This window comes from Streptomyces sp. NBC_00887 (assembly GCF_045207585.1).
Map to the genome: position 1 here is coordinate 7,764,913 of NZ_CP108788.1, position 21,939 is coordinate 7,786,851.

Below are 21,939 nucleotides of genomic sequence, written 5' to 3' on the forward strand. Positions count from 1 at the left end.
CCCGCTTCCCCCTGGCCGGTCTCCGGCTCCGCGCCCCCATCGGCGCGGAGCAGGAGGCCGGCCGGTCCCGTTCCACGGGGATTCCCTTGTGCGGATGGCCCGATCACGCGAAGCTGAAGGCGTACACGTCCGTGCACGCTGTACATGTATGCGTACACGCCCGCACTCGCAATCAGGAGCGCTTGATGCCGCAGATCACCGTCGACTACTCCGCCGAGCTCGACGACACCTTCGACCGCCGCGGCTTCGCGCTGGCTCTGCACCCGCTCGTCGCCGAGACCGTGTCCACCAAGGTTGCCGCCTGCAAGACCCGGTTCCGCCGGGCCGAGGACTCCGTCGTCGGCGACGCCGCGACGGGCGACACCATCGTGAACGTCTCGATCGCGATGCTGCCCGGCCGCACCCCCGAGATCAAGGCACAGCTGACGGAAGCCGTTCTGGAGCTGCTGGCCGGACACCTGAAGCCCGTCGACGGCCTCACCGTCCACGTCTCGGCAGAGGTCCGGGACCTGGATGCGTCCTACCGCAAGGGTTAGGGCCTAAGGCCTTTCGTTCGGATCATGCCGGGCTCGCGGGGTCCGGTGCACGCTCCCCCAAGGCCTTAAGGGCCAGGGGGGACCCCCTCCGGCGTTGTCGTCGGTCGCCGACCTCCCCGAGCTCTCGGCTTCGCTCGAGCAGGGGAGACCCCATCGCGTGGGCTCCCTCCTCCGCCTTGCGGCGGCACGCACCGGACCCCGCTCCCTGATCCGGCCTGATCCGAACGAAAGACCCTAGGGCTGCCGCTGCGGCGGGACGGCGGGTGCGGCGGGCGCCAGGACGGAGAGACGCGTCAGGAGATCTCCGAAGGGGCCGTCCGCCGGCTCCTGCGCGAACACCCGCAGCATGATGCCCGCCATCTCCTGGTCGTACGCGGCGCTCACCGCGGCCAGTGCCGCGAAGTCGTGCACCAGCTGCAACTCCAGTTCGGCACGCGGAATGCGCCGCCCGTCCAGCCAGAGCAGGGCCGTCGACTCGGCCAGCGACACCCAGGACCGCACCACGAGCTCGAGCCGGGCGGGCGGGACCTTGACGCCGAGGTGGGCGATGATCTGCTCGTACGCCGCCTGCCGCACCCCGTCGATCAGGACGTCGGCCGTCGACGAGCCGCCTGCCGGGCCGCCCCGCATCAGCGCGGCGAAGCCCGGCCCGTGCTCCTCGACGAAGTCGAAGAACCGGCCCATCACCCGCAGCAGCCTTGCCCCCAGGGGCCCTTCGTGCGCCTCCAGGAAACGGCCGGCCAACTCGTCGGCGGCACGCCCCAGCGCCGCCTCGTACAGGCTCTGCTTGCCGGGGAAGTAGTGGTAGACGAGCGGACGCGAGATGCCGGCCGCAGCCGCGATCTCGTCGATCGACACGTCGTCGGGGGAGCGGTGGCTGAACAACTCCAGCGCGACGCCGATCAACTGCTGCCTGCGCTCGTCGACGCCCATCCTGCGCCGCACTCCGGTCGTCATACCCACAGCCTAACGGGGGCCGGACCACGCCCGCTCAGCGCAGGGCCCTCACCCGGCTGCCGTCCGTCAACACCCCGTCGAGCCGCGCCCGGTCGCCCGCCCGGGCCCGCACAGCCAGCAGACGCCCGTCCGCCCGGCCCCTGACCCCGCCCGTCGCGGACAGGGACGCGAACTGCCGGGAACCGGCCGCGAGTACGTACCAGCGCCCGCCGTCCGACTTCCACAGCACGCCCGCGAGAACCTGCGGTCGGCGCACTCCGCAGTCGGGGGAGTCCTCGGATCGCGCCGCGACCGCGCCCGGCGTACCGGTTCCGCCCGAAGGCCCGGGCGGCGCCTGGAACTGGGCCAGCACCCTGCTGCCCGTGCCCCGCCAGGTCTCCGCCCGGGTGCAGAGCCACAGGGCGGCCCCCTCGCCCTCGGGCAGCGGCTGTTTCGCGTACGGCCAGGAGTTCACCGACCGGACCCCGCGCGAGCGCACGGCCGGCAGCAGACAGGCGGTGCGCGCCCAGCTCTCCCGTTCGGACCGGCCCGACACATCGTGCGGGGCCGACGGCGCACCCGAGGTGAGGCGGACCGGTGTCAGCTCGCCGAGATCCGACAACAACCGGACCGCTGTGCCCTCCCGCACCTCCAGGGCGTCCCAGGAGTGGCAGCCCGCCGAGGCCGCGGGGCCGGTCAGCGCAGCCGTCACCCCGTGCCGGTCGCGGCGCAGGGGCCGCGCGGCGCCGTGCGGCGCGAGCAGATCCCGTACGGCGGCCTCACGCACCCAGGGCGCCGTCAGATAGCGGATCCGGCCCTTGCGGCGCTGCACGACGAGGGCGCCCGCGGTCACCGAGTCGGCGCCGTCCACCCGGGCGAAGTCGAGCGCGGCACCCCCGGCCGGATCGGCGTTGCGCGGCTCGGCGTAACGCACGATCCGCAGCCCGTCGTGGAACAACACCACCGCCGCCGCGTCGACCTCGCCCGCGTACAGGAGTTGCGGGGGGCCCATGGGCGGGCCGACAGGTGTCCCGGGTGTCGCCGACGAGGCCACCGCACGGCCCGGGCGCGCCCAGGTGGCGAGGGCGCGGCCCAGCAGCCGGGTGTCATCGGTCCGGTCGCCCCGGGCCGGCCAGGCCGTGAAGTCCCTGCGGGCCGAGCTCCGCCAGAACCCGGCGGGCACCCGCCGCACAGCGGCCGGATCCAGAGCCTGTTCGGCGGCGGCGCCACGGGTGTGGGGCGGCGCGGAGGCGGAGCCCGGGCCCAGGCCGTCGCCCGGCATCAGCAGCAGCGTCCCGCACACCAGCAGCGCGCCGAGCCCGGCCGCGACGGCCCGCCCGCGCCGTCGGCGGCGCGGCAGATCCGTCGGACGGGCCTGCAGGGAGCACGGGTCGAACTCGGGCGAGGCGAGCAGTGCGGGGGACCCCGCGAGCCTGTCCGCCTCCAGCAGGGCGGCCGGGGGGTCGGCGACCCCCGCCGCACCGAGGACCCGGCACACCTCCGCGTCCGCGAGCCCTTCGAGGCCGCGCAGCACATGGGCGGCCCGGCAGGGTCCCGAGACCTCGGCCAGGGACTGCTCCAGGGCCAGTTCCTCGGCACCGCAGGAGTGCGGGAAGAGCCGCAGTCCCCACGCCTGCGGCAGCAGGGGCGGCAGCTGCACGCGCCGGGGCCGGGCGAACCGCCGCAGCGGCTGTCCCGCCTCCAGCGCGGAGCGCACCACCCGGAGCCGCAGATATGCGTAACCCCGCTCGGCCGAGTCGGCTCCGGCAGCATGGCGCGGCCCCGGAAGAGCCGCCTCAGGCGGCGCGCTGCGTGACCGGGGCAGGGAGCGCTGGGCGAGCCAGTGTGCCGTCAGTACCCGGCGGTTGCGGCCGAACGAGGGCGGCAGCACGAGATATCCGATCCTGACCAGCCGCGCGTAGTGCTCGACGAGTGCGGCCTCGGCCCGATCCGTATCGGCCTGTTCCGCGCAGGGGCGGCCGGCGGACGACGGTACTGCTCGTAGTGGGGGCACATTCAGCAGAACGAGCGAATGGTGCGATGGTCACTCCGGTACGCCCGGGGGCGCACGCCCCGGCCGGCCGTCGCACGCAGTTGAGCCCTTGGCCGCAATCCGTAGTTCCGCCGCACCGGGAGGGGACACCGGGGCACGATGGCCGGATGGTGAAGCAGCTTGAGTGGCGACGAGGACGAGGCCGGGGCCCCCGGGCCGCAGCGGCCGTACTTGCGGGGCTTGCCCTGCTTGCCGCCTGCGGCGAGGGAGCGGACGGCGACGACAAGCCTGCCGTGCCGCCGACCGCGACCGGGACGTTGGAGCAGCTGGCGACGAAGGCGCGCTGCGAGCCGAACCTGCAGACCGACGCCCAGGAGATCCGGCAGGCCAACTGCACCACCGGTGACGGGCGTTATGTGCTGGCCACCTTCGCCACCGACCGCGGCCAGCGGGAGTGGATCAACGAGGCCAACGACTACGGCGGTTCGTACCTGGTCGGCCGCAGGTGGGTCGCGGTCGGTGACGCGGAGGTGGTCGCAGCACTGCGCGGCCGGCTCGGGGGGACTGTGGAGACCGCCTCGCCTCACCACTCGGGGAGCAGTGGCAATGGGGGGAGCGAGGGCGGGCACTCCGGTCACCACGGGAGCTGACCGCGCAGGAACGGGGGGAGGTGCCGCTGCGTGTGGGGGGAACGGGGGCGTCAGGGCCGCGTCAGCGGCACTTGCGCCCGCCGTTGACGCAGCTCACCACCTTCTTCATCAGCTGGTCGTCGAACACGTTGATGAAGTCACCGTGATCGGTGACGGGCTTGTGCAGCTGCTCCGGGAAGGAGTCGACGGCGAAGCCGGGGCCCGGCGGCACGTCGTACACGATGCGCTGCACCAGTTGCGGAATGGCCCGGAAGCCGTTCGGGCACCGCCCGTCGTCCTGGGCGAACGCCACGTGGGTGCGGTGGTTCGCACTGTCGGTGTTCTGGCCGTCCCAGCAGCTCTGGAAGGCGAAGGAACGCACCACCTGACTGCCTTCCGGGCAGATCGGATACTTGTCCTTGAGCTGCCTGTCCTCGAATCCGGTGCAGCTCCAGGACGCGTTGGCGTTGGCGTCGCCGTTGACGAATGCCTTGGCGTCACCGGTGATGATCCGCAGGAAGCGCGGCATTGCCGTGACCTTCCCGGCCGGGGAACCCACGAATTTCAGCGTGACCTGCGACGGGGTCTGAATCTCTCCGATGTTCTGGTCCTTGCCGCCGCCGTCGGCGCCCACGTCGTTCTCGTCCTGTCCGTTCTGCAGGCGCAGGACCGGCCAGTAGTACGTGGATTTGTCGCCCTGATTACGGCAGGTCGATTCACCGCCGGCCAGATCGTCATCGCTGGAGAAGGCATCCGTGGCCTGATTTCCGACGTAATCGTGCATGTGGTGAGCACCGTTGCTCACTCCGGGTGCGGCAATGACGTTGTCAGGGTTGAATTTGCCGTTCTCGTTCCGACCGCAGTCGGTGGTGAACGTACCGCGGGAGGCGCCCCGGCGGTTTCGGGGCCTGTCGACATTGGGCTCGATGGACTGGATGTCGACAAAGTCGGAGGCTTCGGGGCCATTCCCTTGCTGGCCGCCGTCCCCGCCCTGGTCGTCGCCGCCGTCCTGGCCACCGTCCTGACCCTGGTCGGCCCCTTGATCGGCTCCCTGGTCGCCGCCGCCCTGGTCCTGGCCGCCGTCCTGGCCGCCGTCCTGACCCTGGTCCGCGCCGTCCTCGCCCCCCTGGCCGCCGCCCTGGTCGTCGTCGTCATCGGCGCGCAGACTGCACGGCGCGAGGCCGTTCAGACCCTGCGGCCGCTGCGCCGCATTGCGTTCGATGGCGATGCCGATCCGGTCGAGACTGGCTGCCCGCTTGTTCTTCAGCGGGCCGAGCACCGAATTCTCGGCAAGGTTCGGGTCCTGTGCGATCTGCTCCTTCCGGTCCGCGAATTGCCTGTAGGCGTCAGTGATCTGTGTATCCATTGCCGCGAGTTCGCGGTCGACCTCCGGGCGTGCCTGTTCGGGCACGTCGGGGAGGGCGATTCCCGCGTCGGGGCAGTCGATGGTGGACATCTGCCGGCCGGCGTTCCGGGTGCGGTCGGGGGGTGAGCCCCACGACCCTTCTCCCGCGCTTGCGTAGACATTGACGGCGACCAACCCACCTCCGCCCAGAACGAGAGCGACCGAAGCGACAATCGCCCGGTTGGCGAGTGTCGAACGTTTCTTGCGCGATGTGCGTCCCATGGAACTCCTCTGCTTCGAGGGAGAAGCGTGACGTCCCATACGGAGCGGGCACCCGGCCCGTTCAGAACACTGTGGAATTCGTGGGAATCTCCATGCCCAAATCGACCCGAACACCCGGAACGGTCCATACTCGACTCTCAGGCGAAGGCGGCCAATCGGTCATCCACCGGTGCTCCCGTCATCCGGTTGGCCAGCGTCGACATCGTGTAGGCGCCGATGCCGAGGACCACTTCCAGGGCATTGCGGGGGGTGTGGCCCAGCGACAGGAAGTCCTGCAGCGCGTCCTCGCCGACCGCGCCGGCCGTCGCGAGGACGGCGAGGGTGAACCGGCGTACGCCTTCCAGTCGTTCGTCCGGCAGGGTCTGCGGCTCGGCGGCGCGCAGGGCCGTGATGAGTTCCGGGGCGGCGTCGAGTGCTGTGAGCCTCGCCGTGTGCATGGCCACGCAGATGTGGCACGCGTTGCGGGTTGCCATCGTCATGACGACGACCTCGCGCGCCAGCGGATCCAGCGTGCTCGCCTCGAAGGTCGCGCTCGCCTGGAGGAAACCGTCGAGCAGCTCCGGCGAGGTGGCGAGTCGGGCGACGGCGGACGGGAGGTGGCCTCCCTGCTTCTTCGCCACGGCCTCCATCGTGCGCCGGGCGGCGGGCGGTGCGGAGTGGAGGGTGTGGTCGGGGAACGAGGGTACGGGCATGGCGGTCCTCTCGCGGTAAACTCGACAATGTGATTGACGAAAAGGTAAACCAGGTTGTCGAAGTGCGCAATGGCTGAGCCGGAGGAGGAGAGGGCGGGAGCCGGTTTCGAACTGCCGATATTGCTGTTCGCCGGATTCCGTTCGATCATCGACGAGTTGCACCACGGGCTGGCCGCGCACGGACACCCGGACGTACGTCCCGCCTACGGCTTCGCACTCCAGGCAGTCGGGCGCGACGGGGCGAGCGCCAGCGAGATCGGCCGGCGGCTGGGGGTCTCCAAGCAGGCCGCGGGCAAGACCGTCGAGAAGCTGGAGGGCCTCGGATACGTGGAACGGGTCGACGATCCCGAGGACGGCCGGCGCAAGCTGGTCAGGCTCACCGCGCGCGGCATCGACATGCTGGCCAGGTCCGCCGAGGGATTCGACCGGCTCCGCGCCGAGTGGGTCCGGGCGCTGGGCGCCGAGCGGGTGCGGGCGCTGGAGGCCGACCTGCGCACCATGGCACCGGCGAACGCGTTCCGGCTGGACGCGGAGAGGTGGTTCGCGGGCTGAGCAGCCGGCGGCAGGTCGGTTCGCGCGGTCGGTTCGCGCGGTCGCGGGGCGGGGTCAGCCGCGGTCCAGATAGGCGAGCACCGCGAGAACCCGGCGGTTGTCGTCGTCCGACGGCGGCAGGCCGAGCTTTCCGAAGATGTTCGAGGTGTGCTTGGCCACCGCCCGCTCCGTGATCACCATCTGCCCCGCGATCGCCGCGTTCGAACGGCCCTGCGCCATCAGCTCCATGACCTCGCGCTCCCGGGGAGTGAGCCCGCCGATCGGCTTGTCCTGGGACCGCCGCGACAACAGCTGCGAGATGACCTGCGGATCCATCGCCGTGCCGCCCGCCGCCACCCGGCGGACCGCGTCGATGAACTGGTCCGCGTCGAAGACCCGGTCCTTCAGGAGGTAGCCGATGCCGCCGTTGCCGTCGGCCAGCAACTCCCGCGCGTACAACTGCTCCACGTGCTGCGACAGCACCAGGACCGGCAGGCCCGGCCGACTGCGGCGGGCGGCCAGCGCGCACTGCAGGCCCTCGTCCGTGTGCGACGGCGGGAGCCGGACATCGACGACGGCGACGTCCGGCTCCAACTCGGCCAGGGCCCTGCTCAGTTCGGGCCCGGTCTCCACGGCTGCCGCGATCTCGAAGTCGTAGGCCTCGAGCATGCGCACCAGGCCGTCGCGGAGCAGGAAGAGATCTTCGGCTAGGACAACGCGCAAGGGATCTCCATGGTCACCATGGTGGGGCCGCCCGCAGGGCTGCTGACGGCCAGTACGCCGTCGAATGTACCCAGTCGGCGTTCGATTCCGCTCAGTCCCGAGCCGGTTCCGACCGCCGCGCCGCCCCTGCCGCTGTCCGTGACGGAGATCCGCAACATTCCCTCGGCGTGGTGCATGTCCACCCAGATGCGTTCGGCGCCCGAGTGCTTCACCGCGTTGGTGAGGGCCTCGCTGACCGCGAAGTACGCGGCGGACTCGACGGGAGCCTCGGCCCGCCCCACGAGCTCCACGTTCACCTCGGACTCGACGGGCAGCCGCAGGGCCAGGGCCTTCACCGCGTCCCCGAGCCCTCGTTCGGCGAGGACCGGCGGGTGGATGCCCCGTACGAGATCGCGCAGCTCCGTGAGGGCCTCCGCGGAGGACGCGCGGGCCATCGCCAGCAGCTTCTTCGCCTGCGCCGGGTCCTTCTCGACGAGTGCCTCGATGGTGCCCAGATTCATGCCCATGGCGACCAGCCTGGCCTGCGCCCCGTCGTGCAGGTCCCGCTCGATGCGCCGCAGTTCGGACGCGGCCGTGTCCACGGCCTCGTGCCGGGTCTCGGTGAGCCGGTCGATCCGCAGAGCCATCTCCTGCTCGTGCGTGGGCGCCAGCACCGACCGGGCGAGGACGAAGTGCAGACGCAGCAGCGGCCGGCTCGCCCACAGGCCGAGGTGGAAGATCGCGATGCCCAGCGCCGCGGCCGCCAGCCCCGTCGCCTGGCTGCTGACCGGCACGAATCCGTACCAGTACGTGCTGTCCTCGAACACCCGCCACAGGCCCGCCGCCAGGACGAGGCCCTCCACCGGGTAGACCATCAGCGCGAAGGACACGGCCAGCAGCACGTAGCCGGCTGTCATGTCGACCAGCAGCCACCGCAGGTCCCGCCAGGTCGCCGGGTCCTTCAGCATGAACAGGGTCCGCTCGACCTGTCCGGTGAAGCCGGAGCGCAGGTCCGGCGGGAACCGCCGGTAGGGGACCGGGATGCGGACGTCGGACCAGGTCACCGCGAGGAGCCGGCGCTGGTTGGCGTGCCTGCGCACCAGATGCAGCACATACGGGGTGGTGATCAGCCCGATGCCCAGCAGGACGAAGGCGATGGAGAGCACCGACAGCACGAAGAGCGTGATCGACCCGGCCGTCGCTGCGAACCCCAGGACGAACGACCGCCCGGCCGCAAGCATCGAGCCCCTGATCCGGCTGCGTGACGCGTACATCGTGCTCTCCCCTCGCCGGGGCCCGGTCGGATCCCGTTCGCACACCAGTCTCGCCCGCATCCCGTGAGGACCGTCAGCCGTTCCACCACCCGGTGGGGGTGTACCCAGCACCACCCTCACCACCTGGTCCTACGGCTCCACGAGTGGGGGCTTCGGCGGCTGGGGCGGCGGACCTCGTGTTCCTAGATTCGGATGCATCCTGTCCGACGCTGTTTCTGGGGGCGATACCGCATGAGGCGCAACCTCGCGGCAAGCATCGGTGTGTGGAGCGCACACCACCGTAAGACGGCCGTTCTCGGCTGGTTGCTCTTCGTCGTGCTCGCCGCCGGGATCGGTGGTGCGTCCGGCATGGTCGAGATGTCCGAGTCGGAGAACGGTGCCGGCGACTCCGCCCGGGCCGAGCGGATCCTCGACGACGCGGGTCTCGGCCACCCTGCCGGGGAGCTGGTCATGGTGTCCGCGGCCGGTGCCGGTGACTGGCGCACGGCGGCCGGTGAGATCTCCGCCGCTCTGAGCGCGACCGGAGAGGTCCGGAACCTCGCGGCTCCGGTCCCCTCGAAGGACGGGAAGGACGCGCTGATCACCTTCGAGATGAAGGGCGACGCGGCGTCCTCCGCCGACCGGGTGCAGCCGGTACTGGACGCGGTGTCCGGTGTACGTGAGCGCCACAGCGATGTCGCGGTCCACCAGTTCGGCGAGGCCAGTGCGGGGAAGTGGCTCGGCGATCTGCTGTCCGAGGACTTCCGCAAGGCCGAGTTCACCGCCGTACCCCTGGCGTTGGGCATCCTGCTGGTCGCCTTCGGTGCCGTCGTGGCCGCGCTGCTGCCGGTCGGCCTCGCGCTGACCGCCTGCATGGCCGCGTTCGGGCTGCTGTCGCTCGCCAGTCACCAGCTGCACCTCTTCCAGACCACGTACTCCGTGATGTTCCTGATGGGTTTCGCCGTCGGCGTCGACTACTGCCTCTTCTACCTGCGGCGCGAACGCGACGAGCGGGCCGCGGGACGCGACGCCGAGACCGCGCTGCGCATCGCCGCCGCCACCAGCGGGCGGGCCGTCCTCGTCTCCGGGCTGACCGTCATGGTCGCGATGGCCGGCATGTTCCTGTCCGGCCTGCTGCTGTTCAAGGGCTTCGCGCTCGCCACGATCATCGTCGTGTTCATCGCGATGCTCGGCTCCGTGACCGTGCTGCCCGCGCTGCTGTCCTGGCTCGGCGACCGGATCGACGCAGGACGGGTACCGCTCCTCAACCGGGGCGGCAGGCGGGGCGCGAAGGCGAGCGGCGGCATCGCGGGCAGGGTGCTGGGGCCCGTCCTGGCCGCGCCGAAGGTCTTCGCCGTGGCGGCGGTCCTCGTCCTGCTCGCCCTGGCCGCGCCCGCAGTCGGCATGAAGACCGAACAGCTCGGCCTGGAGGAGCAGTTCGGCTCGGACTCACAGCTGGCGATCGACTACGGGCGCATCTCCGACAGCTTCCCGGGCGGCCCCGCCCCCGCCCTCGTCGTCGTCAGGGCCGACGACATCGGCGCACCCGAGGTCCGTACCGCACTCGCGTCCTTCGACCGGGTGACCGTTCACGCGGCGCAGAACGTCGCGGAGATCGAGGTCCCGCTGCCCGGCGGCAAGGACGACCTGGCCGAACTGCGCGACCGGCGGGTGCCGGAAGCCTTCGACGGGACGGGTGCCGAGGCCTACGTCACCGGTGAGGTGGCCTCATCCGCCGACTTCAACGACCAGCTGAAGCGCGGCATCGTCCCGGTCTTCGCCTTCATCACCGCCGTCACCTTCCTCCTGATGCTCTTCTGCTTCCGCAGCTACGTCATCGCGGTGACGTCGATCCTGCTGAACCTGCTCTCCGTCGGCGCCGCCTACGGGGTCATGACCGCCGTCTTCCAGCACGGCTGGGGCGCCGAACTGATCGGCTCGGAGGGTGTCGGCGCGATCGAGTCCTGGATGCCGCTGTTCGTCCTGGTGGTCCTGTTCGGCCTCTCGATGGACTACCACGTGTTCGTCGTCTCACGGATCCGTGAAGCCCGTGACAGCGGGCTGGACACCCGCGCCTCGATCGACATGGGCATCCGGCGCACCGCGGGAGCGGTGACGGGCGCCGCGGCGATCATGGTGGCCGTCTTCGCCGTCTTCGGAACCCTGTCCATGCAGGACATGCAGCAGATGGGCGTGGGCCTCGCCGTCGCGGTACTGCTGGACGCCACAGTCGTACGGATGGTCCTGCTGCCCTCGGTCATGCTGCTGCTGGGCGAGCGGAACTGGCGGGTTCCGCGCGGGCTCTCCCGGCTGCCGAGCCTGGAGCACAGCGAGCCCGCCGAGTCCGCCGCCGGCCAGGTGACGGCGGGAGCGCCCGGCTGACCGAAAAGGACAGGAGGGAGGCCCCGGAACCCGGGGCCTCCCTCCTGTCCGTCAGGGTGCGTACTTGTAGCCCACGCGCCGGACGGTCTGGATCGAACGGCGGTGCTCGGCACCCAGCTTGCGGCGCAGCCGTGCGACATGGACATCGACGGTGCGCCCGTCGCCCACGTGCCCGTAACCCCAGACCGTCGTCACGAGCTGATCGCGGGTGTGCACCCGGTGCGGATGCGCCACCAGGTGCGCCAGCAGCTCGAATTCGAGGTACGTGAGGTCGAGGGTCACCCCGTCCACGGCCGCGGTGCGCCGGGTGGAGTCGATCCGGACGGGCCCGCCGGCCGGAGCCTCGGAGACCGGCTCCGGCACGAACTGCCGCTGCTGGGAGGAGGCGACGGCCCCGGCGAGCGCCGGCTGCTGGTCCGCGGGGACGAGCACCAGGTAGCCGATCATCGGCGGCCGGCCGGGCAGTGCCGGAAGCGTGTGCTGCGGAGCGGGCAGCCAGGTCGCGCCCGGCGGCAGGAAACCGGCGACATCGGCGAGCTCCACGACTTCGTCACGGTCGACGGCACGCAGCCGGTGTCGGTTGGGGGAGAGGGTGTTGCGGGCGGTGGTGGTGGCCGCAGCGGACACCGCGGAGGCCGCGGTGGCAGCCGAAGCGGTGGAGAGGGTACGAGTGTTCGCCATGAGGGTCAGCTCTTTCGCGCGAGGAGTCGTCGAGGGACGTACGTCGTGCGCGCGGGCCGAAGACCGGGGTGAGCGGCTTTAGAGGGCCTGCGCGTTCCACGCGCGGCAACACACCCGGTCGAAGTCATGATGCTGACGAGAGGGCCAGAACGGCTCGAGGTCGCTGCGACCCGACGAGGTGTACTGGAAGCTGGCCATGCCCCCATTGAAGCAGAGATTGCGGCTGTGTAGCAGAGCCCTCTCACCCGTCGATACGGTCCCGCCGAGTTACCTTCCTCACCTGCGACTTCCGCCCCACCGGCACCTCAGCCCACGAGGCGCTTGCGCCAGTCCTTGACGGGCACCAGGATCGACGAGTCCGGCGAACCGTCCCACTCCACCGGGAGCCCCGACGCGCGCAGGGACTCGGCGACCTCACGGCCCACCGCCGCGGTGGTCGCCGCCGAGCCGTCGAAGCCCCCGTAGTACAGCGCGAGTCCATGGCCCTCGGCGACGGCATCCGTGCCCTGGGAGTGGAAGAAGACGAAACCGCGGGCGTCCTCACTCCCCTCCGAGTGGATCTCCCCCGTCCCGCAGGAACGGCAACAGGTGAAGTTCTCCCGTGCGGTGATCCCGCGTCCGTCCAGCGCGGCGAAGGCGCGCTCGACGCGGTCCGCGCCGGTCACATCCGTCCACCCCGTCTGCTCCTCCACCCGCTCCAGCCACAACCGCTCCACGATCTTGCGCGCCTGCGCCATGGTGACCGGCCGGACGCCGTCCTTGACCAGGTGGTCCTCGGCCGTCTCGGTCAGCGACTTCACGGTGCCGTATCCGCCCCGCAGCGACAGCCGGATCCGCTCCTCCAACTGCTCCCGTATCTCCGGGGCAGGCTCGGGCACCTCTTCCTCCGGAGGCATGCCGGCGCTCTCCCAGCCGATCCCGGCATCCCAGTCCGGCTCCTGGCGCGCCCACCGGGCCATCACCCCGGCCACCTCGTCCGGCGATTCGAGGTCGATCCCGACATGACTCGCGGCGTTGCCGGCGCGGCACTCCAGCCGGTAGCTCCCGCCCTCCTCGTGCCACGTCTGCACGAAGAAGCCCGGCAGGTCGGGAACACGCTGCACCACCAGGAAACGGTCGCACTCCCCGCCGATCCGGTGCACCAGGGCGCTCAGGGCCTGTTCGGTGACGCGCAGGTGCCTCTGCTGGTTCTCGGTCTCCACCGCGATGTCGAGCATGGGCGGAACTCTGGCACACAGCACCGACAGCGAGGGCGCCCACCGCAGTCGGTGGGCGCCCTCGCCGGTGGAACCATGCCGTGCGGATCAGACCTGGTCGGCCTTCTCCAGCGCGGTGCAGCAGGTGTCGACGATCAGCCGCGTGACGACGTACGGGTCGACGTTCGCGTTCGGACGACGGTCCTCGATGTAGCCCTTCTGGTCCTGCTCGACCTGCCACGGGATACGCACCGAGGCGCCGCGGTTGGAGACGCCGTAGCTGTACTCGTTCCACGGGGCGGTCTCGTGCAGGCCGGTCAGACGGTCGTCGATGCCCGCGCCGTAGTTCTTGACGTGGTCCATCGGCTTCGAGCCCTCACCGAGCGACTCGGCGGCGGTGATGATCGCCTCGTAGCCCTCGCGCATCGCCTTCGTGGAGAAGTTGGTGTGCGCGCCCGCGCCGTTCCAGTCGCCCTTGACCGGCTTCGGGTCGAGGGTGGCGGAGACGTTGAAGTCCTCGGCGGTGCGGTACAGCAGCCAGCGGGCGATCCACAGGTGGTCGGAGACCTCCAGCGGAGAGACCGGACCGACCTGGAACTCCCACTGGCCCGGCATGACCTCGGCGTTGATGCCGGAGATCGCGAGGCCCGCCTTCAGGCAGTTGTCGAGGTGCTTCTCGACGATGTCGCGGCCGAAGATCTCGTCCGAGCCGACACCGCAGTAGTAGCCGCCCTGAGCCGCCGGGAAACCGCCCTCGGGGAAGCCGAGCGGACGGTGACCGTCGAAGAACGTGTACTCCTGCTCGATGCCGAAGATCGGCTCCTGGCCCGCGAACTGCTCGGCGACCGGGCGCAGCTCGGCGCGGGTGTTCGACTCGTGCGGCGTCATGTCGATGTTGAAGACCTCGCACAGGACGAGTACGTCGTCACCGCCGCGGATCGGGTCCGGACACGAGAAGACCGGCTTCAGAACCCGGTCGGAGGCGTGCCCCTCGGCCTGGTTGGTGCTCGAGCCGTCGAAGCCCCAGATGGGCAGCTCCGCGCCATCGGTCATGATCTTCGTCTTGGAACGAAGCTTGGCGGTCGGCTCGGTGCCGTCGATCCAGATGTACTCAGCCTTGAACGTCACGGACGCCATCCTTTGCGGGTGCTGCGGTCTATGGTGCGCAGCTTGGCAAGGCGCGATTTCCCGTCCGTTGCCCGAATGTGAACCACGTGTTACCGAGGTTTCCTGTGAATGCCCTGCAGCAGGTGCCCCGGGCCCTGAGGCGTCTCACCGTACGGCGCACTGGATACGGTCCACGCCCCAGGAAGGCCCCGGTCCGCGCCGCAGGAGGGGCCGGGCACACTGGCTGCATGACCACACCATCTGCGTCCACACCGCCCCGCCCCGCCCCGGGCACCCCGATGCGGATCGGCCTCGTCGGCGCGGGCCCCTGGGCCCGCATGACCCATGCCCCCGCCCTCGCCGAACACCCCGGCGTCGTACTGAGCGGCGTCTGGGGCCGCCGGTCCGAGGCGGCGGAGGCGCTCGCCGCCGCCCACGGCACCGAGGCGTTCACCGGCGACGAGGGCATCGACGCGCTCCTGGCCGTGAGCGACGCGGTCGCCTTCGCCGTACCGCCCGACATCCAGGCCCCCCTGGCGGCGCGCGCCGCGGCCGCCGGCTGCCACCTGCTGATGGACAAGCCGGTCGCCACGACCGTGGCGGGCGCGCGCGAGGTCGCCGAGGCCGCGGAGCGGGCCCAGGTCGCCTCGGTGGTCTTCTGCACCCTCCGGTTCGCCACCGGAACCGCCCGGTGGATCGCCGAACAGTCCGCCGCGGGCGGCTGGTTCACGGCCCGGGCCCAGTGGATCGGTGCGCTCTACGCCCCGGGGACGAACAACGAGTTCGCCGCCTCGGTCTGGCGCCGCGAGAAGGGCGCCCTGTGGGACGTCGGCCCGCACGCCCTCTCGGTGCTGATCCCGGTGCTGGGGGAGGTGACGGAACTCGTGGCAGCACGCGGACCGGCCGACACCACGCACCTGCTGCTCCGGCACACCTCCGGTGCGTCCAGCACGGTGACGCTCGCACTGGACGCACCGGTGGGTGCGGTGGGGACGGACGTCGAGTTCAGGGGCGAGCACGGAACGGCCGCCCTGCCTCCGGGGTTCGACGACGCGCTCGGTGGGTTCCGGGCGGCCGTGGACGCACTGGCGGAGGCGGCGCGTACGGGAGTGGCGCACCCCTGCGACGTACGGTTCGGGCTGCGGATCACGGAGCTGCTCGCGCAGGCCGAAGCGGGACTGGGGCCGGTGCCCGCGCAGGCCGAAGCGGGACTGGGGCCGGTGCCCGCGCAGGCCGAAGCGCGACTGGGGCCGGTGCCCGCGCGCTCCTGAGCCCGGGCACCTCCTCGCTCAGCCCACGCGCTCGATGCGGGCGTTGCGGATCAGGAACTTGCCGGGCTCGCGGACCTGCTCGAACGCGGCGTTGTTGAGCAGCGCGCAGCTGCCCGACACGGAGGTGACCTGCACGGTCGTCGCCTTGTCGTTGTCGAGGTTGGTCACCTTGAGCTCGGTGCCGACGGGGAACTGGCTGCTGGACGCGGCAGGGGCGCCACCCTCGCCCGAGAGCGTCACGGTGGACCCGGCACAGACGACCTCCCCGGCCGCCTGGTCCCCGCCGCCGGGCGGCGCGGCGTCCGTCGGTTCTCCGGCCGGAGCCTCCGGCGCTTCCCCGGCCGGCGCCTCCCCGGGCTGCGAGGCGGCAGGGGGCTCCGCCGGGGGAGCGGCGGGCGGAGCGGCCTCGCCCCCGCATCCCGAGGCTGCCTGCTGGCGCCGGATCTGCGCGAGGACCGCCTCCCGGTTCTCGATCCGGGCCTCCGACAGGGCGTCCGGATTCGCCCGCTGACCGGCGATGAACTGCTCGTTGTTGCTCAGGGCCGTGGCCAGCCCCGTACAGACGACCGACGAGGCGTCCGCCGAGGGCGACTGCGACGCCTGACTGGTCCCGGCCAGCACGGCCGCGGTCCCTCCGGCGAGCGCGACGGCCCCGGCGAGCAGGGCGAGCTTCTTCTTCCGGCCGATGGTCTTCTTGCGTGACACGTAGGGCTCCTGTCCTCGGCCGGGGCGCGAACTGCACTCCGGCCGGTGCGGTGCGTGTGTGTCCCTACGTACGGGTAACCGGCCCCTTCGTTTCAACGGCCGTCCCGGTATCACTCCGGGGGCAGTGCCCGGCACAGCGCGGCGAGCGCCTCCTCGTACGCGTGCTCCGGCGGTGTCGCATAGCCCACGACCAGGCCGTCCCGCCGTGCCGCCGCGCCGACGGCGGCCGGGTGCAGGTACGAGGAGAGCCCGTCCACCGCCAGCCCCTGCCAGGCCGCGGCCCGCACCACCGAACGCTCCGTGCCGCGCGGCAGTTCCAGCACGGCGTGCAGTCCCGCGGCGATCCCGGACACCCGTACCTGCGGGGCGCGCCGCTCCAGAGCCGCCACCAGCTGATCGCGACGCCGCCGGTGGCGCTGGCGCATCCGGCGCACCTGCCGGTCGTACGAACCCGACTCGACGAAGTCCGCGAGCGTCAGCTGCTCCGTGGCGCTCGACCACTGCTCCCGCTCACCCTTCGCCGTGAGTACACCGTCCACCAGACGTTCGGGCAGCACCATCCAGCCGATCCGCAGCGTGGGGGAGAGGCTCTTGCTCACGGACCCGAGTAGCACCACATGCTCGGGATCGAGTCCCTGCACCGCGCCCACCGGCTGCCGGTCGTAGCGGAACTCCCCGTCGTAGTCGTCCTCCACGACCAGGCCGCCGGTCGCCCGCGCCCAGTCGACCGCGGCGGCACGGCGCTCCGGATGCAGCGGACCGCCGGTCGGGAACTGGTGCGCCGGGGTGAGCAGTACCGCCCGCTCCCTCCGCCCCAACTCCCCGATCCGCGCACCGTGTTCGTCGACGGTGACCGGTCGGGTCCGGACCCCGTGACCGGCCAGCAGCTCACGATGGAACGGCAGCCCGTAGGCCTCGACCGCCCACGGCCCGCCCACCACGTCCGCCAGCAGCCGCAGCCCGTGGGCGGCGCCCGAACAGAGCACGATCCGCTCGGGCGAGGTCCGCACGCCGCGCACCCGGGCGAGATAGGCGGTCAGGGCCTCGCGCAGCTCGGGCCGCCCGTGCGGATCACCGGGCCCGAAGGCGTCGTGCGGGGCGCGGTCCAGTGCCCGACGGGCGGAGGCCAGCCAGGCGGTCCGCGGGAAGACCGAGGGGTCCGGCCTCCCCTGGACGAGATCGTGGACCGGCCGGGCGGGCCGCTCGCGGGTGCGCTGCCGGTACGTCCGGGTGAGGGGCGCGGCCCTCTCGGCGACCCTGGTCCCCGAACCCTGGCGGGCGGCGAGCCAGCCCTCGGCGACGAGTTCGGCGTAGGCGTCGGCCACGGTGTTGCGGGCCAGCCCGAGATCCACGGCGAGCGAACGGTACGGCGGCAGCCGGGTCCCCGGGGCCAGCCGCCCGTTCCGGATCGCCTCGCGCAGTGCCCGCATCAGAACGGCCCGCCGGTTGCCGGTGCCCGACAGCTCGAGCGGCAGATCGCTGCCCAGGATCTCCGCAGAATTGACCCAGGAATCCGTCACCGAAATGCACCTCGTAACCAGTCACCGAACCTCCTAGATTCGTACCCATGACGACCACGGAGATCAAGCCCGCCACCGACGCCTCCCCCACCGCCTCCACCGTCCGGCTCAATTTCGCAAAGGCCGCCCCCAAGGTGTTCCGCGCCGTGATCGGCCTCGACGCGGCGGCCCGCGAGGGCCTGGACCCGACCCTGGTGGAGCTGGTCCAGATCCGCTCCTCGCACCTCAACCACTGCGCGTACTGCCTCCACATGCACACCTGCGACGCCCGCAAGGCGGGCGAGAGCGAGGAGCGGCTGCACATGGTCGCCGTGTGGCAGGAGGCGGAGCACTTCTTCACGGCGAAGGAGCAGGCGGCCCTCGCCCTCACGGACGCGGTCACCCGCGTCGCGGACGCCGGAGTGCCCGACGCGGTGTACGAGCGCGCCGCCACGCACTTCGAGGAGCAGGAACTGGCCCGGCTCCTGGCCCTGATCCTCACGATCAACACCTGGAACCGCATCGCCCTCGCCACGGCCAAGCGCGCGGGCACGGACGAACGCTGATCCGGCTACATCAGTCGTGCCCTGAGCTCCAGCCAGGCCTGCGCCTCGGCCCGCAGTTCCGGGTCGCGGACGTGGGGCAGGTGCTCACGGGTGGCGAGCGAGAGGCGCTTGGCCTCCTGGGAGAGGTTGATCACCGTGATGTTCTCGCGCGAGTACGCCGTGGTGTCCCGGGTCGCCACGCCGGCCCGGGACACCCGGATGCCGTCAAGGCAGGTGCGTACCGTCTCGTCCGGCGGCAGCAGCCCGGACCGGGCCATCCGGAGAAGGGCCTCCACGCGGCCGACGGCCCCGGCCGCCTCGCACTCCCGGAGCAGCCAGAGCCCGAGCCCGGCCCGGCGGGCCCGCTCCTCGTCCGTGCCCCCGGCGTCCCTCCGGCCGGAGGCCAACCACAGGAACCACCACCAGGCCGCGCGCTCCTGCGGCTCCTCCGGACGACGCCGCACGGCCCACCGCTCCCGCTCGTCCTGGTCGAGCCCCGCCAGATGCGCCACCCGGTTCCGGAGGGTCTCCGACGACCAGCGGGCCCGCTCGCTCCGGGGCCCCGGCCCGAACCATGCCGGCGCCGAGAGCTTGAGTACCGCCCCGTCCTCCCCGTCGACCAGCAACCCGACCCCGCTGTCCTCACGTACGAAGCGCCGGCACCCCAGCCCGTCCGGGGCCACCTCGACGAGCGGGAACCCCAGCCGGTCCAGTGCTGCCGCCAGGTCATCGACGAGCAGGGGCACTTCGAGCCGGTGGGCCTGGACCATAACATGGAGCCCCAGCCACGGTGCCTTCGGCGACTCCCGTTGCCAGGCGAACTCGGCGAGGCTGTAGGACCGCAGCAACAGGCCCTTGCGGCAGGTCTCCGCGTACCCGTTCCCGAGGAGCGCGGTGACCTCGTCCGGGGTGGAGGTGGCGTCCGCGCCGTCCACGGTGCCGCTGACGACGAAGCCGGTACAGACATTCATGCCGGGAGTGCCCGGGACGCGTCCGCTCACCGCCCGAGTCACCGCCCGAGCGCGTCCCGTACGGCGTCCTCCGACCGCGCCACCACGGCGGTCCCGTCGTCGGCGGTGATGATCGGCCGCTGGATCAGCTTCGGGTGCTCCGCCAGCGCCTCGATCCACCGCTCGCGCGAACCGGCCTCCTTCGGCCACTCCTTGAGCCCGAGCTCCTTCGCCACGGCCTCCTGGGTCCGGGTGATGTCCCACGGCTCCAGCCCGAGCCGGTCGAGGACCGCCCGGATCTCGTCGGGGGAGGGCACGTCCTCCAGGTAGCGCCGGACGGTGTAGTCGGCGCCCTCGGCGTCGAGCAGATCGACTGCGCTGCGGCACTTGGAACAGGCGGGGTTGATCCAGATCTCCATGGGGCCAAGGGTACGGGAGGGATCCTCGAAAAGGCCTCTGGCCAGGGGCGATTGTCAGTGGCGGGCAGTAAAATGGAGGGAGTTCGTGAGGGTTCCACCACTGTGCCAGGAGGTTGCCGATGGCCGTCGCCACAGTCACGACCGAGCCGCTGAACAAGCCGCTGCGGAAGAAGCCGCTCCCCGCGGGCAGGCCCCGCGAGTGGTACGTCTCCCACAATCGCCGCCTCAAGGCCATGCGCCTGGCGATAGCCCTGCTCGACACGGGCGTCTACCAGCCGTCGAGCGCCGACAACGACAGGATCCGTGCGACAGCCGAACGCCTCGCCATCCACCCGCCGTCCGACACCACCTGCCGCATGGTCCGCGCCCTGATCCGCTACGGCCGCTGACACCGGCACCTGTGCCCCCGGGAGACCGGGGGCACAGGCATGTCCCCTTCTGCGAGAGAGCGAGAGAGCGAGAGAGGGGGAGACGGGTGAGGGGGAAGGCAGTGCCAGACTGCACGCCATGTCACTCGTCGACCTGACCTTCGACCACTGGCGCGCCCTGGACCGGGACGCGGCCACGCGCTACGCCGGGGAAGCCGCCCGCCGGGTGGACGGCCGGCTCGTCCGGCTGGACGGCACCCCGCACCTCGGTGGTGTCCTGCACCGCGCCGTCGTCGAACGGGCGGGTGAGGAATACGCGTTGATACCCGGGGGCCGGGTGACCGTCGGCTTCGATCCGGACACCTGGCAGCCGATGCCCGAGCAGCTCGTCTCGTACCGGGAGGAGAGCCTCGACGGCGGCTTCGGCTTCGACGAGGACCCACGGGCCCACCTGGCGCGCGTGATGACGCCGCGGCGCACCGTCACGCTGCCCACCGTGCTGATGGCGGTGGAGCCCGGGAAGCTCTCCGAACTCCCGGGCCTGGTACCGGCGCTGCTCGCCGGGCGCGGTCTGCGGCTGCCGGCTCCCGACGAGTGGGAGCACGCCTGCGGGGCGGGCGCGCGGACGCTGTTCCGCTGGGGGAACGACTGTCCGTCGGACACGCTGCCGTACGGCAGCGGCCCAGGACCGCAGCACCGGCCCAACGCCTTCGGTCTGCGTATCGCCTTCGACGTCTACGACACGGCGGAGATGACATCCGACCCCGGGTCCGTATACGGCGGGGACGGCGGGGAAGCGGTCTGCGGGGGTTACGGCACCTTCCTGGAGTGGCTGCCGCTGGCAACCGCCAACCACAACCCGTCCCTGGCGGACTTCCTCAACGGGCCTGGGGGAGAGGACATGTTCGAGGACTTCCATGTCCGCCCGGTGATCGATCTCGGCTGACGGGCGTCAAGGTGTGGCGTGTCACAGACAACATGACGGCACTGTGGGAACTTCAACTCTGTTACTCCCCAGTTGAGTTATCGACGCGCGCGTGGAGAGGGTCGAATTGAGCACTCTGCAAGCCATCACGCTCGACCAGGTGGTCGACACGGACCGCTACCCCCTGTCCGACCCCGGAAGCGTCGAGGGGCGGGCGGTGATCGACAGGGCCCGGCACGAACTGGCCACGGTCGGCTGCACCGTACTGCCGGACTTCATCCGCCCGTCGCTCCACGACGTGCTGCGCCAGGAGTGCGCGGCCATCGCATCCCAGGCGTACTTCGACGTCGAGACCGTCAACGTCTACAACATCTCCGTGGACGCGGACCTGCCCGAGGACCACCCCGGCCGCCGCACCTTCCGACGGGGCAACGCGTTCGTCGCGCGCGACCGCGTCCCCGAGGGCGCCCTCATCAGCCGGCTCTACACGCACGAGGTGTTCCAGCGCTTCGTGGCCGACTGCTTCGGACTGCCGGGGCTGCACGAGCTCGCCGACCCGCTCTCCGGGCTCGTCCTCAACGTCGTACGGCCGGGCATGGAGCACCCGTGGCACTTCGACACCAACGAGTACACGGTGAGCATGCTGACCCAGCAGGCCCGGTCCGGCGGTGACTTCGAGTACTGCCCGAACATCAGGACCGCCGAGGACGAGCACTTCGACGCCGTCCGCGACGTACTGGACGGCCGCACCGAGGGCGACCGACTGCCCCTGCGGCCGGGCGACCTGCAGCTCTTCAAGGGCCGCTACTCACTGCACCGCGTCAGCCCCGTACGGGGCGACGTGGCACGCCACTCCGCGATCTTCGCCTACAGCGAGCACCCCGGCGTCATCGGGAGCGTGGCACGCACCCGGCAGCTCTTCGGCCGCGTCCTGCCCGCGCACCTGGCCGCCGAAGGCCGGGCCGTACGGGGAGACAAGCTGCTGGACTAGC

22 protein-coding genes are annotated in these 21,939 nt (G+C 71.5%); 9 read left to right on the forward strand and 13 right to left on the reverse strand.

Annotated elements, in window-relative coordinates; genetic code table 11:
* The first annotated feature begins 185 nt into the window (after positions 1-185).
* The gene (locus OG844_RS35400) at positions 186-536 is read left to right on the forward strand and encodes a 5-carboxymethyl-2-hydroxymuconate Delta-isomerase (RefSeq protein WP_406389567.1); all 351 of its coding nucleotides are present in this window, start codon (positions 186-188) and stop codon (positions 534-536) included.
* A 234-nt stretch (positions 537-770) separates the two neighbouring features.
* Here the strand turns inward: OG844_RS35400 and OG844_RS35405 are convergent, their stop codons facing one another.
* Complete coding sequence (locus OG844_RS35405) at positions 771-1,493, reverse strand: TetR/AcrR family transcriptional regulator (RefSeq protein WP_406389566.1); 723 nt, start codon at positions 1,491-1,493, stop codon at positions 771-773.
* Between the two features lie 34 nt (positions 1,494-1,527).
* On the reverse strand, positions 1,528-3,486 hold the full coding sequence (locus OG844_RS35410; RefSeq protein WP_406389565.1) for a hypothetical protein: 1,959 nt from the start codon (positions 3,484-3,486) through the stop codon (positions 1,528-1,530).
* Positions 3,487-3,632: 146 nt separating this feature from the next.
* Between OG844_RS35410 and OG844_RS35415 the strand changes: the two genes are divergently transcribed.
* Positions 3,633-4,115, forward strand: coding sequence for a hypothetical protein (locus OG844_RS35415; RefSeq protein ID WP_406389564.1), 483 nt, complete (start codon positions 3,633-3,635; stop codon positions 4,113-4,115).
* Positions 4,116-4,176: 61 nt separating this feature from the next.
* Here OG844_RS35415 and OG844_RS35420 read toward each other — a convergent pair whose 3' ends face one another.
* Positions 4,177-5,721 carry a DUF1996 domain-containing protein gene (locus OG844_RS35420; RefSeq protein WP_406389563.1) on the reverse strand — a complete coding sequence of 515 codons (1,545 nt, stop codon included), beginning with the start codon at positions 5,719-5,721 and terminating at the stop codon, positions 4,177-4,179.
* 137 nt (positions 5,722-5,858) lie between these two features.
* Positions 5,859-6,413, reverse strand: a complete 555-nt coding sequence (locus tag OG844_RS35425) for a carboxymuconolactone decarboxylase family protein (protein WP_406389562.1) — start codon at positions 6,411-6,413, stop codon at positions 5,859-5,861.
* A 69-nt stretch (positions 6,414-6,482) separates the two neighbouring features.
* On the opposite strand from OG844_RS35425, the gene OG844_RS35430 reads away from it, so the two are divergent.
* Positions 6,483-6,965: a MarR family winged helix-turn-helix transcriptional regulator gene (locus OG844_RS35430; RefSeq protein WP_406389561.1), complete on the forward strand. Its 483-nt coding sequence runs from the start codon at positions 6,483-6,485 to the stop codon at positions 6,963-6,965.
* Positions 6,966-7,019: 54 nt separating this feature from the next.
* Here the strand turns inward: OG844_RS35430 and OG844_RS35435 are convergent, their stop codons facing one another.
* Together OG844_RS35435 and OG844_RS35440 are read right to left on the reverse strand one after the other, a co-directional pair.
* Positions 7,020-7,667 carry a response regulator transcription factor gene (locus OG844_RS35435; RefSeq protein ID WP_351176050.1) on the reverse strand — a complete coding sequence of 216 codons (648 nt, stop codon included), beginning with the start codon at positions 7,665-7,667 and terminating at the stop codon, positions 7,020-7,022.
* Entirely contained in the window at positions 7,652-8,920 is a 1,269-nt protein-coding gene (locus OG844_RS35440; protein ID WP_406389560.1) for a sensor histidine kinase, read from the reverse strand. Before OG844_RS35440 ends, OG844_RS35435 begins: the two co-directional genes overlap by 16 nt.
* A 231-nt stretch (positions 8,921-9,151) precedes the next feature.
* Between OG844_RS35440 and OG844_RS35445 the strand changes: the two genes are divergently transcribed.
* Positions 9,152-11,281 (forward strand): MMPL family transporter, encoded by a 2,130-nt coding sequence (locus tag OG844_RS35445; RefSeq protein WP_406389559.1) that lies wholly within the window; start codon positions 9,152-9,154, stop codon positions 11,279-11,281.
* A 51-nt stretch (positions 11,282-11,332) separates the two neighbouring features.
* On the opposite strand, the gene OG844_RS35450 is transcribed toward OG844_RS35445, so the two are convergent.
* The 3 genes from OG844_RS35450 to glnII all read right to left on the reverse strand — a co-directional run bounded on the left by OG844_RS35450 (position 11,333) and on the right by glnII (position 14,286).
* On the reverse strand, positions 11,333-11,962 hold the full coding sequence (locus OG844_RS35450) for a winged helix-turn-helix domain-containing protein (RefSeq protein ID WP_406389558.1): 630 nt from the start codon (positions 11,960-11,962) through the stop codon (positions 11,333-11,335).
* 305 nt (positions 11,963-12,267) lie between these two features.
* Positions 12,268-13,179 (reverse strand): DUF6891 domain-containing protein, encoded by a 912-nt coding sequence (locus tag OG844_RS35455; RefSeq protein ID WP_406389557.1) that lies wholly within the window; start codon positions 13,177-13,179, stop codon positions 12,268-12,270.
* An 87-nt stretch (positions 13,180-13,266) separates the two neighbouring features.
* Positions 13,267-14,286, reverse strand: a complete 1,020-nt coding sequence (glnII, locus tag OG844_RS35460; protein ID WP_329211796.1) for a glutamine synthetase — start codon at positions 14,284-14,286, stop codon at positions 13,267-13,269.
* A 227-nt stretch (positions 14,287-14,513) separates the two neighbouring features.
* Between glnII and OG844_RS35465 the strand changes: the two genes are divergently transcribed.
* A complete protein-coding gene (locus OG844_RS35465; protein ID WP_406389556.1) occupies positions 14,514-15,536 on the forward strand; it encodes a Gfo/Idh/MocA family protein in 1,023 nt (340 codons plus the stop codon).
* A gap of 18 nt (positions 15,537-15,554) precedes the next feature.
* Here the strand turns inward: OG844_RS35465 and OG844_RS35470 are convergent, their stop codons facing one another.
* Together OG844_RS35470 and OG844_RS35475 are read right to left on the reverse strand one after the other, a co-directional pair.
* Entirely contained in the window at positions 15,555-16,241 is a 687-nt protein-coding gene (locus OG844_RS35470; RefSeq protein ID WP_406389555.1) for a hypothetical protein, read from the reverse strand.
* Positions 16,242-16,351: 110 nt separating this feature from the next.
* Complete coding sequence (locus OG844_RS35475) at positions 16,352-17,761, reverse strand: PLP-dependent aminotransferase family protein (protein WP_406389554.1); 1,410 nt, start codon at positions 17,759-17,761, stop codon at positions 16,352-16,354.
* 47 nt (positions 17,762-17,808) lie between these two features.
* Here OG844_RS35475 and OG844_RS35480 point away from each other — a divergent pair, with 47 nt between their 5' ends.
* A complete protein-coding gene (locus tag OG844_RS35480; protein ID WP_406389553.1) occupies positions 17,809-18,306 on the forward strand; it encodes a carboxymuconolactone decarboxylase family protein in 498 nt (165 codons plus the stop codon).
* A 5-nt stretch (positions 18,307-18,311) separates the two neighbouring features.
* Here OG844_RS35480 and OG844_RS35485 read toward each other — a convergent pair whose 3' ends face one another.
* Both OG844_RS35485 and OG844_RS35490 read right to left on the reverse strand, forming a co-directional pair.
* Positions 18,312-19,256 carry a hypothetical protein gene (locus tag OG844_RS35485; protein WP_406389552.1) on the reverse strand — a complete coding sequence of 315 codons (945 nt, stop codon included), beginning with the start codon at positions 19,254-19,256 and terminating at the stop codon, positions 18,312-18,314.
* A gap of 38 nt (positions 19,257-19,294) precedes the next feature.
* Positions 19,295-19,654, reverse strand: a complete 360-nt coding sequence (locus tag OG844_RS35490) for an arsenate reductase family protein (RefSeq protein WP_406389551.1) — start codon at positions 19,652-19,654, stop codon at positions 19,295-19,297.
* Positions 19,655-19,773: 119 nt separating this feature from the next.
* On the opposite strand from OG844_RS35490, the gene OG844_RS35495 reads away from it, so the two are divergent.
* The 3 genes from OG844_RS35495 (at position 19,774) to OG844_RS35505 (ending at position 21,938) form a co-directional block, all read left to right on the forward strand.
* On the forward strand, positions 19,774-20,043 hold the full coding sequence (locus tag OG844_RS35495; protein WP_351176071.1) for a hypothetical protein: 270 nt from the start codon (positions 19,774-19,776) through the stop codon (positions 20,041-20,043).
* A gap of 118 nt (positions 20,044-20,161) precedes the next feature.
* Positions 20,162-20,968, forward strand: a complete 807-nt coding sequence (locus OG844_RS35500; RefSeq protein WP_406389550.1) for a hypothetical protein — start codon at positions 20,162-20,164, stop codon at positions 20,966-20,968.
* 106 nt (positions 20,969-21,074) lie between these two features.
* On the forward strand, positions 21,075-21,938 hold the full coding sequence (locus tag OG844_RS35505; RefSeq protein WP_406389549.1) for an arpA protein: 864 nt from the start codon (positions 21,075-21,077) through the stop codon (positions 21,936-21,938).
* Position 21,939: the final 1 nt, after the last annotated feature.

Excerpts from the sequence above, each read along its gene's own strand:
- OG844_RS35400 (WP_406389567.1), top strand. The coding sequence starts at position 186 with ATGCCGCAGATCACCGTCGACTACTCCGCCGAGCTCGACGACACCTTC.
- OG844_RS35405 (WP_406389566.1), bottom strand. The coding sequence starts at position 1,493 with ATGACGACCGGAGTGCGGCGCAGGATGGGCGTCGACGAGCGCAGGCAG.
- OG844_RS35415 (WP_406389564.1), top strand. The coding sequence starts at position 3,633 with ATGGTGAAGCAGCTTGAGTGGCGACGAGGACGAGGCCGGGGCCCCCGG.
- OG844_RS35420 (WP_406389563.1), bottom strand. The coding sequence starts at position 5,721 with ATGGGACGCACATCGCGCAAGAAACGTTCGACACTCGCCAACCGGGCG.
- OG844_RS35425 (WP_406389562.1), bottom strand. The coding sequence starts at position 6,413 with ATGCCCGTACCCTCGTTCCCCGACCACACCCTCCACTCCGCACCGCCC.
- OG844_RS35430 (WP_406389561.1), top strand. The coding sequence starts at position 6,483 with ATGGCTGAGCCGGAGGAGGAGAGGGCGGGAGCCGGTTTCGAACTGCCG.
- OG844_RS35440 (WP_406389560.1), bottom strand. The coding sequence starts at position 8,920 with ATGTACGCGTCACGCAGCCGGATCAGGGGCTCGATGCTTGCGGCCGGG.
- OG844_RS35445 (WP_406389559.1), top strand. The coding sequence starts at position 9,152 with ATGAGGCGCAACCTCGCGGCAAGCATCGGTGTGTGGAGCGCACACCAC.
- OG844_RS35450 (WP_406389558.1), bottom strand. The coding sequence starts at position 11,962 with ATGGCGAACACTCGTACCCTCTCCACCGCTTCGGCTGCCACCGCGGCC.
- OG844_RS35455 (WP_406389557.1), bottom strand. The coding sequence starts at position 13,179 with ATGCTCGACATCGCGGTGGAGACCGAGAACCAGCAGAGGCACCTGCGC.
- OG844_RS35465 (WP_406389556.1), top strand. The coding sequence starts at position 14,514 with ATGACCACACCATCTGCGTCCACACCGCCCCGCCCCGCCCCGGGCACC.
- OG844_RS35480 (WP_406389553.1), top strand. The coding sequence starts at position 17,809 with ATGACGACCACGGAGATCAAGCCCGCCACCGACGCCTCCCCCACCGCC.
- OG844_RS35485 (WP_406389552.1), bottom strand. The coding sequence starts at position 19,256 with ATGAATGTCTGTACCGGCTTCGTCGTCAGCGGCACCGTGGACGGCGCG.
- OG844_RS35490 (WP_406389551.1), bottom strand. The coding sequence starts at position 19,654 with ATGGAGATCTGGATCAACCCCGCCTGTTCCAAGTGCCGCAGCGCAGTC.
- OG844_RS35495 (WP_351176071.1), top strand. The coding sequence starts at position 19,774 with ATGGCCGTCGCCACAGTCACGACCGAGCCGCTGAACAAGCCGCTGCGG.
- OG844_RS35500 (WP_406389550.1), top strand. The coding sequence starts at position 20,162 with ATGTCACTCGTCGACCTGACCTTCGACCACTGGCGCGCCCTGGACCGG.